Source organism: Microbacterium lacusdiani (genome assembly GCF_054779895.1).
This window is the reverse complement of record NZ_BAAGXJ010000001.1, coordinates 12,345-26,640: the sequence shown is the minus strand read 5'-3', so window position 1 is coordinate 26,640 and position 14,296 is coordinate 12,345. Positions and strand designations below refer to the sequence as shown.

Here is a 14,296-nt window from a genome sequence, read left to right as displayed (position 1 = left end):
CCGGCGGCCGGGGACGCGGGGGCCGCGCGCGGGCGCGTCAGGGCAGGACGGTCACCTCGGCGCCGAACGCGACGTACCCCGAGAAGTCCGCGCCCACGCGCTCGATCGCGCTGTGCTGCGGCGTGGGGTAGCTCCAGGCGGCGTCGACCGCCTCGTCCTGCGTGTCGCCCTGGCTGTGCCGCAGCGTCCAGTACTGGCACTCGCCCTTCCACGGGCACGTGTACGGCGTGGGGCTCGCGTGGAACAGCGACCGGTCGATCGTGTCGGGTGGGAAGTACCGGTTGCCCTCGATCTCGATGATCCGCTCGTCCGGGGATTCGGCGACCACGTGGTCGCGCCACAGTGCGCGCATGCTGCGAGGGTAGCCCCGCGCGCCGCGCGCCGGAACCCGCTCAGCCGATGACCCGCGCGCCGGGCACCGGGCCGTGCACGTGCAGCGCCGTGTGGCCGTCCGCCCCCAGCAGCGCGCGCAGCTCGGCGGCGTGCTCGGGCGTGGCGCACAGGAACGCCAGCGTGGGGCCGGAGCCCGAGACGATGCCCGCGAGCGCGCCCGACGCCTCGCCGTACTCGAGGATCGACGCCAGGTCGGGGCGCAGCCGCAGCGTCGCGACCTGCAGGTCGTTGCGCAGCGCGGCCGCGAGCATCGCGGGGTCGCCGGCGCGCAGCGCGTGCAGCACCTCGGCGTCGACCGACGGGCGCGTCGCGATCGGGCCGATGTCGACCCGGTGCCGCTCGCGGTGCGCGTCGAGCTCGCCGTAGACCTTGGGCGTCGAGACACCCTCCTCGCTCGTGACGAGCACCCAGTCGAAGCGTCCGCGCGCGAGGGCCGGGTTGAGGACGTCTCCGCGGCCCGTGCCGATCGCCGTGCCGCCCTTCAGCGCGAACGGCACGTCGGCGCCGAGCCGCGCGGCGAGCCGGTGCAGCTCCGGGTGCGACAGGCGCGTGTCCCACAGCGCGTCGCACGCCACCAGCGCCGCCGCGGCGTCGGCCGATCCGCCGCCCATGCCCCCCGCGACGGGGACCTGCTTGTGCACCTCGAGGTGCACGCCGCCCTCGTAGCCGGTCTCGGCCGCCAGCAGCCGCGCGGCCCGCAGCGCCAGGTTGCGGTCGTCGACCGGGACGCCGTCGAGATCGACCGTGCCCGTGACGGCCATCGTGAAGCCGTCGGAGTGGGTGGCGACGATCTCCTCGCACAGCGAGACGGCCTGGAACGCCGTGGCGAGCTCGTGGTAGCCGTCGTCCTGCAGCGCGCCCACCTCGAGGTAGACGTTGATCTTGCCGGGCGCGCGGACGCGCACGGACGGGAACTCCTCGGCGATCGTCATGCGCCCTCGGGATCCGCCCAGAGGTCCGCGGGGGCGCGCGAGGCGATCTCGTCGATCCGGGCGAGCTCGTCCGCGTCGAGCGCCGGGGCCTCCAGTGCGGCGAGGTTCTCGTCCAGCTGCTCGGGCCGCGACGCCCCGATCAGCGCCGACGCGACCACCGGGTCGCGCAGCACCCACTGGATCGCGAGCTGCGCGAGGGTCTGGCCCCGGCCGGACGCGACCGCGTCCAGCTCCCGCAGGATCGCGAGCGTCGCCTCCGGCAGCCGGCGCCCCGGCAGCGACGAGCGCTGCTGCGCGCGCTCGGCCGTGCCGTCGCCGAGGTACTTCGACGTGAGCAGGCCCTGCGCGAGCGGCACGAACGCGATGGCGCCCATGCCCTCCTGGCGCAGCACGTCGGTGAGGCCGTCCTCGATCCAGCGGTTCACGATCGAGTACGACGGCTGGTGGATGACCAGCGGCGTCCCGAGCGAGCGCGCGACCTCCTGCGCCCGCGCGGTCTCCTCGGCCCCGTACGACGAGATGCCCACGTAGAGCGCCTTGCCCTGGCGCACGAGCGTGTCGAGCGCGCCGATCGTCTCCTCCACGGGCGTGACCGCGTCGACGCGGTGGGAGTAGAAGATGTCGACGTGGTCGAGGCCCATGCGGGTGAGCGACTGCTCGGCGCTGCGCAGGATGTACTTGCGCGAGCCGTGATCGCCGTACGGGCCGGGCCACATGTCGTAGCCGGCCTTCGACGAGATGATCAACTCGTCGCGGTACGGCTTGAGGTCCTCCGCGTAGATCCGGCCGAAGTTCTTCTCGGCCGAGCCGTACGGCGGGCCGTAGTTGTTGGCGAGGTCGAAGTGCGTGATGCCGCGGTCGAAGGCGTGGCGCAGCAGGGCGCGCTGGCGGTCCATCGGGATGTTGTCGCCGAAGTTCCACCACAGGCCGAGCGACAGGGGCGGCAGGTACAGGCCCGACGCGCCCACCTGGCGGAAGTCGCCGAGCCGCGCGTAGCGGTCGTCCGCCGCGGTGTAGGGACGGTGGATGTCGGCGACGGGGCGCGAGTGGAAGCGCGGAGCGTGGGTCACGCCCCCAGGCTATCCGTCGACGGCCGCCGGGGCCGCCCCGGGTCGGACCGCGCGGGCGATCCGGACGAAGTCGTCGATCGCGAGCTCCTCGCCCCGGGCGGTGGGGGCGACGCCCGCGCGCTCGAGCACCTCGGTCGCGCCCGCGGCCGAGCCGCCCAGGACGCCCGCGAGCGCCTGGCGCAGCATCTTGCGCCGCTGCTGGAACGCGGCGTCGACGATCCGGAACGTCAGCTCGCGCTCGGCCTCGGTGCCGCGCGGCTCGGCGTCGCGGTGGAAGCCGACCAGCACGCTGTCGACGTTCGGCACCGGCCAGAACACCTGGCGCGACACGGTGCCGGCCAGGCGCCACGGACCGTACCAGGCGGCCTTGACGCTCGGCGCGCCGTACACCTTGCTGCCGGGCGGGGCGGCGAGCCGCTCCCCCACCTCGGCCTGCACCATCACGACGCCGCGCTCCAGGGCCGGGAACGTCTCCATGAAGTGCAGCAGCACGGGCACCGACACGTTGTACGGCAGGTTCGCGACCAGCACCGTCGGCTCCCCCGGCAGCTCCGTCACGCGCAGCGCGTCCGCGTCGACGACGGTCAGCGCGCCCTCCGGGACGCCGTGCGCCGCCGCCGTGGCCGCCAGCTCGGCGGCCAGGCGGTGATCGATCTCGACCGCGGTCACGCGCGCGCCGGTCTCCAGGATCGCGAGCGTGAGGGATCCGAGCCCCGGCCCGACCTCGACGACCCGGTCGTCCGCCGTGACGCGCGCCACCTGCACGATCTTGCGGACCGTGTTGGCGTCGACCACGAAGTTCTGCCCGAGCTTCTTGGTGGGCGTGACGTCGAGGCGCGCGGCGAGCGAGCGGATCTCGGTGGGACCGAGGAGAGTGACCATCACCCTATTGTCGCCGGTCGCTCAGAACTCCCCGTACACCGCGAGCGTGTTGGCCGCGACCTGCGCGCACAGCTCGTCGAGGTCGGCGCCGAGCTCCGTGGCCATGAACCGCATCGTCACGGGCACCAGGTACGGCGCGTTGGGGCGGCCTCGGTGCGGCACGGGCGTGAGGAACGGCGCGTCCGTCTCGACCAGGATGCGCTCGCGCGGCGTCACGGCGAGCGCGTCGCGCAGGTTCTGCGCGTTCTTGAACGTGATGTTGCCCGCGAACGACAGGTAGTAGCCGGCGTCCGCGCATTCGCGGGCCATGTCGGCGTCGCCCGAGAAGCAGTGGAACACGGTGCGCTCGGGGGCGCCCACGCGCGCGAGCGTGTCGAGCACGTCGCGGTGCGCCTCGCGGTCGTGGATCTGCATCGCGATGCCGTGCTTCTTGGCGAGCGCGATGTGCGCCTCGAAAGACGCGTGCTGCGCCGGCAGGCCAGGCTCGTCCGTGCGGAAGTAGTCCAGCCCGGTCTCGCCGATCGCGCGCACGCGCGGGTGCGCGGCGAGCTCGTCCATGACCGCGAGGGCCTCGTCCAGGCGCCCGGCCTCGGCGTAGTGCGGCGCGTCGTTCGGGTGGATCGCGACGGCGGCCAGCACGCGCGGGTGCGCCTCCGCGGCGGCGACGGCCCAGCGCGACGACTCGATGTCGCCCGAGGCCTGCACCACGCCCGCGATGCCCGCGTCGAGCGCGCGGTCGAGCTGCTCCTCGAGGCTCAGGGGCTGCTCGCCGTCCTCGATCTCGAGGTGGCAGTGGTTGTCGTAGACCGGCACCGCGAGCGGCTCGGGCACGGGCGGATGCCGGAGATCCTTGCGGCCGTCGGCGTCGCGCTGGCGGACGTAGCGGCTCGGGTCGTCCGGGGTCTCGAGCGGGGTCATGCGGCGGCGGCCCCGGTCAGTCGGCCTGCTCGATCCGCGGGAACAGCGGCGCGAGCGCCTGCGTCGCGGTGCCGGCGGGCAGCTGCCCCCAGGCGCCGGCCTTGCGGATCGGCTGCGCGGCGAGGCCGCCCAGCGCACCCTCGGCGCCCAGAGCGGTCCACAGCTTTCCGGTGGCCTGCGGCATGACGGGCGAGAGCAGCACCGCGAGGGCGCGCAGGCCCTCGGCGCACGTGTAGAGCACGGTCGCGAGACGCTCGCGCTTCGACTCGTCCTTCGCGAGCGCCCAGGGCTCGTTCTCGGTGATGTAGCCGTTCAGCTCGTCCACGATCGTCCAGATGCGCGCGATCGCCTCGTCGATCCGGAACTTCTCGATCGCCGCGTCGGCCTCGCTCGCCGCGTCGGCCACGACCCGCTGGATCGCCCCGTCGGCCTCCGAGTACTCCCCCGGCTGCGGGACGACGCCGTCGAAGTACTTGCCGATCATCGCGATGGTGCGCGACGCGAGGTTGCCGAAGCCGTTCGCGAGCTCGGCCTGGTAGCGGGCGGAGAGGTCCTCCCAGGAGAACGAGCCGTCCTGGCCGAACGCGATCGCCGACAGGAAGTAGAAGCGGTAGGCGTCCGAGCCGAACACGTCGGTGATCGCGTCGGGAGCGATGCCGGTGAGCTTCGACTTCGACATCTTCTCGCCGCCCACGAGCAGCCAGCCGTGCGCGAAGACGCCCTTGGGCACCTCGAGACCCGCGGCCATCAGCATGGCGGGCCAGATCACGGCGTGGAAGCGCAGGATGTCCTTGCCGACCACGTGGTAGCCGGGCCAGCGGCGGTCGAAGGACTCGGGGTCGGCGCCGTAGCCGATGCCGGTCGCGTAGTTCAGGAGCGCGTCGATCCACACGTAGAGCACGTGCGAGGAGTCCCACGGGATCGGGATGCCCCAGTCGAACGCGGAGCGCGAGATCGACAGGTCCTTGAGTCCCTGCTGCACGAACGCGACGACCTCGTTGCGTGCCGACTCGGGCTGCACGAAGTCGGGACGGTCGCGGTAGAGGGCGAGCAGGCGGTCCTGGAACTCGCTGAGCTTGAAGAAGTAGTTCTTCTCGTGGAGCAGCTCGAGCGGCTTCGAGTGGATCGCGCAGACCTTCAGTCCCTCGAACGCGCCCGTGCCGTCGACGATCTCGCTCTCGGGCTTGAACTCCTCGCAGCCCACGCAGTACAGCGCCTCGTACTCGCCCGCGTACACGTAGCCGCGGTCGTAGATGGCCTGCCAGAACTTCTGCGCGTTGGTCTCGTGCCGCTCCTGCGTGGTGCGGATGAAGTCGTCGTTCGCGACATCCAGGGTCTCGAGCAGCGGCTGCCACGACTCGGACACGAGCTTGTCGACCCACTCCTGCGGCGAAACGCCGTTGGCGGCCGCGGCCCGCATCATCTTCTGGCCGTGCTCGTCGGTGCCCGTGAGCATCCACGCGTCGTCGCCCGCCTGGCGGTGCCAGCGCGCGAGCGCATCCACCGCCACGGTCGTGTACCCGTGCCCGATGTGGGGCACGTCGCTCGGGTAGTAGATCGGCGTGGTGATGTAGAACGATCGGCCGGAAGTCACCCGTCAATCCTAGATGCGCCTTCACCCGGCGTTTCGCGGTCCAGCGGGAGCGAGGGGGCGAGCTTCTGCAGGCGCGCGTTGGTCGACAGCAGGGCGTCGTAGAGCTCGTCGAACATGGGGCGGAGGGTCGCGTAGACGGCCGCGTCCGCGGGGCGCGTGCGCACCTCGCGGCTGACGGGGATCATCTGGGCGGCCACGTCGATCGACTCGATCAGGCCGAGGGCCTCCATGCCGAGCAGGGCGGCGCCGAAGCCGGAGCCCTCCTGCCCCTCGGGCAGGCCGATGGGCGTGCCGAGTGCGTCGGCGAGCGTCTGCTGCCACAGCGGGTGCTGCATGACGCCGCCCGTCGCGCGGATCTCGTCGATCTCGAGCCCCGCCGCGCGCATCGAGTGCAGCACGAGCGAGAGCTGCAGGGCCACGCCCTCGACCGCCGCGCGGACGAGGTGCTCGCGCCGGTGCCCGCGGGTCAGTCCGACGTAGGCGCCGCGCGCGACGCTCGACCAGTGCGGCGCCCGCTCGCTGAGCAGGTACGGCAGCATCATCAGGCCGCCTGATCCGGCCGGGACCTCCGCGGCCTCGTCGAGCAGCTGCGCGGTCGGCACGTCCTCGCCGCCGGCGATCTCGGAGCGCACCCAGTCGAGCACCACGCCGCCGTTGTTGATCGCGCCGCCGATCACCCAGCGGTCCTCGGTCAGGGCGTAGCAGAACACGCCCCCGCGGGGGTCGACCGCGGGCCTGTCGACGCCCACGCGCAGCGCTCCGCTCGTGCCGATCGAGCAGGCCGCGACGCCGGGGCGCACCGCGCCCACGCCCAGGTTGGCGAGGGGGCCGTCGCCGGCCCCGACCACCACGGGCGTCGCGAGCGGCAGGCCGGTTGCGGCCGCGGCCTCCTCGGTCATGCCGGGCAGCACGGTCGTGGTCGAGACGAGCTCGGCCAGCTGGTCGTCGCGGATGCCCGCGAGGCTCAGCGCCTCCTTGTCCCACGCGAGCCGGTGGATGTCCATCAGGCCCGACGCCGACGCGAGCGAGTGGTCGACCACGAGCGCGCCGGTCATCCGGAGCAGGACGTAGTCCTTGATTCCCACCCAGAACGCGGCGCTCTGCCGGATGCGCGGCTCCTGCTCGCGGAACCACATCAGCTTGGTGAGCGGCGACATGGGGTGCACGGGCGTGCCCGTCCGACGGTGCAGCGCCAGCCCCCCGGCCGACGCGCGCAGACGCTCGGCCTGCACCGAGGCGCGCGTGTCGGCCCACGTCACGACCGGCGTCAGGGGCTGCAGCTCGACGTCCAGCGCCATCACGCTGTGCATGGCCGACGAGTACGACAGGCCCGCGATCCGGCCCGCGCCCACCTCGGCGACGACCTCGCGCACGCCCGCGTACACGGCGCCGAGGATGAGGTCGGGGTCCTGCACGGCGTGGCCGGGATGCGGCTCCTCCAGCGGGTAGCCGTTCGAGGCGGTCGCCACGCGGCGACCGTCGGGCGTGTACGCGACGACCTTCGTGGCCGTCGTGCCCATGTCGACTCCGATGACGACGTCGCGCGCTCCCCGCGGCTCGGCGCCTGTGCCCATGTCCGCTCGCTTCCTCAGGCCGCCGGCTCGCCCAGCGACACCACCACTTTGCTGGATCGGCGCGAGTCGCGCGCCAGCTCGAATGCCTCCAGCGCCCGGTCGATGGGCAGCACGTCGGTGACGACCTGCTCGAGCTCGGGGCGCGCGGCCAGCAGCGCGACGGCCTCGTCGATCTCGTCGCGGAACCGGAACGCACCCAGCAGCGCCACCTCCTTCGAGATGAACGGCGCGAGGTTGATCGGCCGCGGCTCGTTCGGCAGCATCCCGACCTGCACCACGGTGCCGCGGCGGCGCACCGCCACGCCCGCGGCGCTGATCGCGACGGGAGCGCCCGAGCACTCGAGCACGACGTCGAACGCCTCGACCGGCAGCGACTCCTCCGTGACGCGCACGACCGCGTCGGCGCCAAGCGTCGTGGCGCGCTCGAGCGGCTCGGCGAGCACGTCGCTGACGGTGACGGATGCCGCGCCGCGCGCCTGCGCGGCCGCGAGCGCCAGCAGGCCGATGGGACCCGCTCCCGACACGAGCACGCGCGCGCCAGCGAGGTCCCCGGCCCGCGTCGCGGCGTGGAGGGCCACGCCGAGGGGCTCGGCGAGGACCGCCCGGCGCACCGGCAGACCCTCGGGCAGCACGCGCACCATGTCGGCGCGCACCACGAGCAGCTCGGCCATCGCGCCCTGCGTGTGGGGCCACGTCGAGGCGCTGCCGAGGTAGGAGCCACCCGGCCACAGGTGCGGCTGGTCCTCGGTGCCGGGCACGGCGGTGCCGAACCGCGCCGGGTGCACCGTGACCGGCGTGCCCGGGGCGAGGACGCCGGTGGGGTCGAGGTCGACCCGTCCCGACAGCTCGTGGCCGGGCACGAGGGGCTCCCGCACGACGTACTCGCCGTTCGCGCCCTCGAAGCAGTAGTGCAGGTCGGATCCGCAGATGCCGACGTAGTCGATCCGGATCCGCACCTCGCCCTCGCCGGGCTCGGGCTGCGGCGTCTCGCGCACCGCGAGCGCCTCCTTGCCGTCGATCCAGACCGCGCGCATGTGGTTCCTCCTGCTCACACGACCGCGGTCATGCCGCCGTCGACGAAGATGTTCTGCCCCGAGACGAAGCTCGACGCGTCCGACGCGAGGTAGAGCAGCGTGCCCCACAGCTCGCGGAAGTCCCCCCAGCGCTGCGCCGGGGTGCGGTTCACGAGCCACGAGTTGAACGCCTCGTCCTCCACGAGGGTGCGGTTCATCTCGGTGGCGAAGTAGCCGGGCGAGATGGCGTTGACCTGGATGCCGAAGCGCGCGAGATCCGCCGCCATGCCCTGGGTCAGCAGCGCGACGCCGCCCTTCGACGCCGAGTACGGCGCGATCGTCTGGCGCGCCAGCTTCGACTGCACCGAGCCGACATTGATCACCTTGCCCGAGCCGCGCTCGGCCATGCCCGGCGTGACGAACCGCGACACGTAGAACACGCTCGACAGGTTCGCGGCGATGACCGTGTCCCAGTCCCCCACCGGGAACTCGGTGAACGGCGCGCGGCGCTGCACGCCCGCGTTGTTGACGAGGATGTCGGGCACGCCGTGCTCGGCGATCAGGCCGCCGATCCCGTCCTCGACCGCTGCGGCGTCCGTCACGTCGAACCCGACGCTCGCGGGGCGGAAGCCGCTCGCGCGCTCGAGCTGGTCGCTCGCGTCGCGCAGGGCGCCCTGGTCCCGGCCGTGGAGCACCACCCTGGCGCCCGCCTCCGCGAGCGCCAGGGCGAGCGACCGGCCGAGGCCGCGCGACGAGCCCGTCACCAGGGCCAGGCGGCCCGTGATGTCGAAGATGTCGTTCGTCATGGTCCCGGCCGCCGGATCAGAAGATCGCGTAGACGGCGAGCACGATCGCGAAGCCGACGAGCGACTCCAGCGCCTGCTGCACTGTCCACGTCTTCAGCGTGGTCTTCACATCCATGTTCATGAGGCGGCCGACCAGCCAGAAGCCCGAGTCGTTCACGTGGCTGGCGAACACCGAGCCGGCCGCCGCCGCGAGCGTGATGGCCGCGGTGTCGACGACGCCGAAGCCGCCGGCCGTGACGGCCGGGGCGAGCAGGCCCGCCGTGGTGACGAGCGCGACCGTGGCCGAGCCCTGCGCGACGCGCAGCGCGACCGCGATCAGGTATGCCGCGAAGATGAGCGGCAGGCCGAGGTCGTCGAGCGACTCCGAGAGCGCCGCGCCGATCCCCGACGCGCGCAGGACGCCGCCGAACATGCCGCCCGCGCCCGTGATCAGGATGACCGACGCGACCGTGCCGAGCGTGTTCTCGATCAGCTTCTCGAGCGCCGATCCGGTCTCGCCGCGGAACTTGCCGAGCACCAGCAGCGCGACCAGCGCGGTGATGAGCAGCGCGACCGGCGACGTGCCGATCAGCATGAGCGCCTGCACCCAGGTGTCGTCGCGGTTGACCGCGCCCACCGAGCCCAGCGCGTTCAGGCCCGTGTTCATGAAGATCAGGAGGATCGGCAGCAGCAGGATCGCGACGACCGTGCCCGCCTTGGGCGGGTTCACCGGCTGGTCGGGGTCGGTCGTGCCGAACAGTGCGGGGACGATCATCGGGTAGCGCTTGTTGACGAACTTGCCCCACAGGTAGCCCGACAGGTACCACGCCGGGAACGCGATCACGAGGCCGATCAGCATCACGACGCCCAGGTCGGCGCCGAACAGCTCGGTGGCCGAGACGGGGCCCGGGTGCGGCGGCAGGAAGACGTGCATGACCGAGAACGCCGCGGCGCCGCTGAAGCCGTAGAGCAGCAGGTTCTTGCCGCCGATGCGGCGCGCGACGGCGAAGATGATCGGCAGCATGACCACGAGGCCCGCGTCGAAGAAGATCGGGAAGCCGAGGATCAGCGACGTGAGACCGAGCGCGAACGCCGCGCGCTTCTCGCCGAAGATCGCGACCATCCGCTCGGCGATGACCTTGGCGCCGCCGCTGGACTCGATCAGGCGGCCGATGATGGCGCCCAGGCCGATCAGCAGCGCGACCGATCCGAGCGTCGATCCGAAGCCCGAGACGAGCACCTCGTTGACCAGCACGCCCATCGGCAGCCCGGTGGCGATGGCCGTGAGCAGCGAGACGACGATCAGCACGAGGAACGCGTGCAGGCGCACCTTGATGACCAGGAACAGGATCAGGGCGACGGCCGCCGCGGCGATGCCGAGCAGCGGACCGGCCCCGAGGGTCTGGGTCCAATCTTCCATGTGGTTTCTCCGTTGAAATCGAGGGATCGCGCCGTCGTGGCGCTCCGCGCGTCGCGGCTCGGGAAAGTCGAGACCGCTCAAAGGTACTACTTATTCAGCAGGTAAGGTAGCACCATTCCGGATGGCAAGGGAGCGAGATGGCCGGTGGAGTGCACTCGGACGTGCTCGGCGAGCTGGGGCGGCGCATCGCGGCGGGCGAGATCCCGCCCGGCGCCGTGCTCACCCTGGCGGGCATCGAGGCCGAGCAGGGGGCGTCGCGCACCGTCGTGCGCGAGGCGGTCCGGGTGCTCGAGAGCCTCGGGATGGTCGAGTCCCGCCGCCGGGTCGGGATCACGGTGCTCCCCCGCGAGCGGTGGGACGCGTTCGATCCCCTCCTGATCGGCTGGAACCTGGAGGGACCGTTCCGGCAGCAGCAGCTCGAGGCGCTCATGGAGCTGCGCGTCGCGGTCGAGCCGATGGCCGCGCGCCTCGCGGCGGAGCGGGCGACGCCGGCCCAGCGCGCCGAGCTCAAGCGTCTCGCAGAGGAGCTCAACGACCTGGGCCATCGCGGCCTGGGCGCCTCAGACCCCTATCTCGAGATCGACCTGGCGTTCCACGCGACGCTTCTCGCAGCATCCGGCAACCCGCTGCTGGCGGCGCTCGAGCGCCCGGTGCACGCCGTGCTGGAGGGCCGCACACGCCTGGGCCTCACTCCCTCGATCCCAGTCGCGGGGACGCTCGAGGACCACCTGCGCCTCGCGCTCGCGATCGTCGCCGGCGACGCGGATGAGGCCGAGCGGCACTCGCGCGGGCACATGCACACCGTGTGGGGCGAGGTGGCCGGCGACGCGTCGGCCTGGGGCTGACGCGAGCCCGTGCTCAGCCGCGGGCCGCGAGCGCGGCCTGATACAGGTCGCGCGACGAGTGCCCCGTGTGCGCGGCGACCTCGGCGGCGGCATCCTTGAGGCGCGTCCCCGACGCGACCAGGCTCTGCACCTGGGCGAGCGCGTCCTCGAGCGGGGTCTCGCCCGCGGTCGCGCCCTCGACCACGATCACGAGCTCGCCGCGCACGCCCGCCTCGGCCCACGCGACCAGCTCGGCGAGCGTGCCGCGCGCGACCTCCTCGTGCAGCTTCGTGAGCTCGCGGCAGACGGCCGCGCGCCGGTCGGCGCCGAACGCGGACGCCATGTCGGCCAGGGTCTGCGCGACGCGGGTCGGCGCCTCGAAGAAGACGAGGGTGCGCGACTCCGCCGCGAGGGCCGTCAGCTCCCGGCGCCGCTCCCCGGGCTTGCGGGCGACGAAGCCCTCGAACGCGAAGCGGTCGGTCGGCAGGCCCGACACCGCCAGCGCGGTGAGGACCGCGCTGGGACCGGGGATGGCCGTGACCAGGACGCCGGCCTCGGCCGCCGCCGATACGAGCCCGTAGCCCGGGTCGCTGACGGTGGGCATGCCCGCGTCGGTGAGGACGACCAGATCCTGCTCGCGCGCCAGCTCGACCAGCTCCCCGGCCCTCTGCCGCTCGTTGTGGTCGTGCATCGCGATCAGCCGCGGGCGGTTCGAGATCCCGAGCGCGGCGAACAGCCGCTGCGCCGTCCGGGTGTCCTCGGCCGCCACCAGGGGGGCCTCCTCGAGCACCTCGATCAGGCGCCGCGAGGCGTCGCCGAGGTTGCCGATCGGGGTCGCCGCGAGGATGATCACCGCCTCAGCGTAGCCGCGTCCACCCCCTTGGCCCGGGCGCGGCCGGCGCCCAGACTGGGGGTCCGACGCCGAGAGGAGCCAGCCATGGCCGACACGCCGCTCATCCAGATCATCATCGGAAGCACGCGCCCCGGACGCATCGGACGCACCGTCGCGGAGTGGTTCACGGCGCACGCCGAAGCAGACGAGCGGTTCGACATCGAGCTGATCGATCTCGGCGAGGTGAACCTGCCGATGCTCGACGAGCCGAACCACCCGCGCAAGCGCCGGTACACGCAGGAGCACACGAAGCGCTGGAGCGAGACCATCGACCGCGGCGACGCGGTGGTGTGGGTCATCCCGGAGTACAACTACGCGCTCAACTCGGCGACCAAGAACGCAATCGACTACCTGTTCCACGAGTGGGCAGGAAAGCCCCTCGGCGTCGTGAGCTACGGCGGCGTCTCGGGCGGCCTCCGCGCGGCACAGCAGCTCAAGCAGGTCGGCTCGTCGCTGTCGATGAAGACCATGCCGGACATCGTGATGATCCCGAACGTCCACTCCCTGGTGGACGACGACGGCGCACTGCAGCCCACCGAGATCATGGACACGTCGGCCGCAGCGCTGCTGGACGCGATCGCCGAGCGACTCTAGCCCGGGACGCCGCTTCCGCGCTCGACCTCAGAAGGGTGGTGCGCCGCCACCGACGTATTCGATGCGGTACGGGGTGTCGTAGTACTCGTACCCGGCCGGGCTGCGGTATCGGAGGATGCCGCGGCCGACCTGGTCGACGTCCCAGGGCGAGTGGTGCTTCATCATGTGGTGGGGCTCGCAGATCGTGGCGAGGTTCTCGACGCCGGTGGGGCCGTCGTTGGACCACGGGATCGTGTGGTCGATGTCGCAGTGCTTCGCCTTCGTGGCGCACCCCGGGACCCGGCACGTCCCATCCCGCGCCAGCAGGTACCGCCGCTGCGCCGCGGTCGGGGTGCGGTGATCGACCGTGAGGAGGGCCCCGGTGTCGGGGTGGAGGAACAGCCGCTCCCACCCCACCGCGCCGGCCGCGAGGCGGCGGGCGGTGTCCGCATCGATCGGCCCGTACCCGGCCAAAAGGGCCGTCTCGTCGTCGAGACCGGCGAGGGTGGTGACGGGGATGGTGACTTCGATGCTCGCGTTGATGTGCTGCTCGACCGGGTGACCGGACGGCATGCCCGACAGCAGCAGATCCAGTGCGAGGTCCGCCCGCAGCCGGCCCAGGTCGCGCTCGTCCGCCGCGACCGCGGGGTCATCGGAGGCGCCGCGGGCGCGCTTCACCACCCGGGCCTGCGCGGTCAGCCGATCATGGGCGGCGTGGATCATGTACGCCGGGCCGCTGATGCACAGCACCGCCTGCCCGTCCGGTTGGTCCTCCACCCACGTGCCCCGCCGCTCCCGCGCCTCCTCATGCCGCACCGTCGCCGACACCGGCTGATGCTTCTCCGCCACCCGCGCAGCCAGCGCCTTGGTGCGATACGGGGTCGCCTTCTCCGCCAGCGGGAGGATCTCCGACTCGAACGCCGCCCGGGCGTCATCCTCATCGAGGTCCGCACCGGCCTCGGCGATGACCTGCGCGTGCCGGGAGGTGATCCGCCCCTCCCCGAGCGCCGCGTGCGTCGCCGGGAACCGGGTCACCAGCGTGTGCGCGCGGTCCATCCGCCCCTGCACCGCCCGCGGCGACTCCCTCGTCGCCAGCGCCACCTCCGCGGCCATGGACCGCACCGGGAACTCATACACGCTCGCATCCGGCATCCGCCCGATCTGATCGATCGCGATGCCCATCAGCGCCGCGAGTTCCGCAGCCTCCGCCGCATCCAGCGCCGCCCGCTGAGCCCTGATCTCCTTCAACCGCTCCACCCCGGCACGCGTCCGCGCCAACTCACCCGGGGTGAACTCCCACCCCGAGCTGTCCGCATCCGTGAAGCGTGGCATGCCCCCATTCTCCCACCACCCTCGGACATTTGTTCGAAGGTCGGGAGAGGTTGTGGAGAAGTCGGAGGGCTGCGCCGCGGGCGGCTTCAGCCGT

Annotated in this window: 14 protein-coding genes; 2 read left to right on the top strand and 12 right to left on the bottom strand. The window is 72.6% G+C overall.

Annotation, left to right across the window (positions count from 1 at the left end; genetic code table 11):
* Positions 1–37: 37 nt before the first annotated feature.
* Genes ACYVGN_RS00115 through ACYVGN_RS00070 form a run of 10 tightly spaced genes read right to left on the bottom strand, consistent with a single transcriptional unit; the run spans position 38 to position 10,581 of the window.
* Positions 38–352 carry a DUF427 domain-containing protein gene (locus ACYVGN_RS00115; RefSeq protein ID WP_134745614.1) on the bottom strand — a complete coding sequence of 105 codons (315 nt, stop codon included), beginning with the start codon at positions 350–352 and terminating at the stop codon, positions 38–40.
* Positions 353–392: 40 nt separating this feature from the next.
* Positions 393–1,325 (bottom strand): 4-(cytidine 5'-diphospho)-2-C-methyl-D-erythritol kinase, encoded by a 933-nt coding sequence (locus ACYVGN_RS00110; protein WP_460787995.1) that lies wholly within the window; start codon positions 1,323–1,325, stop codon positions 393–395.
* Complete coding sequence (locus ACYVGN_RS00105) at positions 1,322–2,395, bottom strand: aldo/keto reductase (RefSeq protein WP_460787993.1); 1,074 nt, start codon at positions 2,393–2,395, stop codon at positions 1,322–1,324. Before ACYVGN_RS00105 ends, ACYVGN_RS00110 begins: the two co-directional genes overlap by 4 nt.
* Before the next feature lie 9 nt (positions 2,396–2,404).
* Positions 2,405–3,280, bottom strand: a complete 876-nt coding sequence (rsmA, locus tag ACYVGN_RS00100; protein ID WP_460787992.1) for a 16S rRNA (adenine(1518)-N(6)/adenine(1519)-N(6))-dimethyltransferase RsmA — start codon at positions 3,278–3,280, stop codon at positions 2,405–2,407.
* 18 nt (positions 3,281–3,298) lie between these two features.
* Entirely contained in the window at positions 3,299–4,195 is an 897-nt protein-coding gene (locus ACYVGN_RS00095) for a TatD family hydrolase (protein WP_460787990.1), read from the bottom strand.
* Between the two features lie 16 nt (positions 4,196–4,211).
* Complete coding sequence (gene metG / locus ACYVGN_RS00090; protein ID WP_460787989.1) at positions 4,212–5,789, bottom strand: methionine--tRNA ligase; 1,578 nt, start codon at positions 5,787–5,789, stop codon at positions 4,212–4,214.
* Complete coding sequence (locus ACYVGN_RS00085; RefSeq protein ID WP_460787987.1) at positions 5,786–7,363, bottom strand: gluconokinase; 1,578 nt, start codon at positions 7,361–7,363, stop codon at positions 5,786–5,788. The genes metG and ACYVGN_RS00085 overlap by 4 nt, the downstream gene beginning before the upstream one ends.
* Before the next feature lie 14 nt (positions 7,364–7,377).
* Positions 7,378–8,397: a zinc-binding dehydrogenase gene (locus tag ACYVGN_RS00080; RefSeq protein WP_460787986.1), complete on the bottom strand. Its 1,020-nt coding sequence runs from the start codon at positions 8,395–8,397 to the stop codon at positions 7,378–7,380.
* A 14-nt stretch (positions 8,398–8,411) separates the two neighbouring features.
* Positions 8,412–9,182, bottom strand: coding sequence for an SDR family oxidoreductase (locus ACYVGN_RS00075; RefSeq protein WP_460787984.1), 771 nt, complete (start codon positions 9,180–9,182; stop codon positions 8,412–8,414).
* Positions 9,183–9,198: 16 nt separating this feature from the next.
* Complete coding sequence (locus ACYVGN_RS00070; protein ID WP_055990041.1) at positions 9,199–10,581, bottom strand: GntP family permease; 1,383 nt, start codon at positions 10,579–10,581, stop codon at positions 9,199–9,201.
* 137 nt (positions 10,582–10,718) lie between these two features.
* Between ACYVGN_RS00070 and ACYVGN_RS00065 the strand changes: the two genes are divergently transcribed.
* Positions 10,719–11,426 (top strand): FadR/GntR family transcriptional regulator, encoded by a 708-nt coding sequence (locus tag ACYVGN_RS00065; RefSeq protein ID WP_055990045.1) that lies wholly within the window; start codon positions 10,719–10,721, stop codon positions 11,424–11,426.
* Between the two features lie 13 nt (positions 11,427–11,439).
* Here ACYVGN_RS00065 and rsmI read toward each other — a convergent pair whose 3' ends face one another.
* Positions 11,440–12,258, bottom strand: a complete 819-nt coding sequence (gene rsmI / locus ACYVGN_RS00060) for a 16S rRNA (cytidine(1402)-2'-O)-methyltransferase (protein WP_055990051.1) — start codon at positions 12,256–12,258, stop codon at positions 11,440–11,442.
* 84 nt (positions 12,259–12,342) lie between these two features.
* Between rsmI and ACYVGN_RS00055 the strand changes: the two genes are divergently transcribed.
* Positions 12,343–12,891: an NADPH-dependent FMN reductase gene (locus ACYVGN_RS00055; protein WP_460787982.1), complete on the top strand. Its 549-nt coding sequence runs from the start codon at positions 12,343–12,345 to the stop codon at positions 12,889–12,891.
* A 27-nt stretch (positions 12,892–12,918) separates the two neighbouring features.
* Here the strand turns inward: ACYVGN_RS00055 and ACYVGN_RS00050 are convergent, their stop codons facing one another.
* Positions 12,919–14,202 (bottom strand): HNH endonuclease signature motif containing protein, encoded by a 1,284-nt coding sequence (locus tag ACYVGN_RS00050; protein ID WP_460787980.1) that lies wholly within the window; start codon positions 14,200–14,202, stop codon positions 12,919–12,921.
* Positions 14,203–14,296 lie beyond the last annotated feature (94 nt).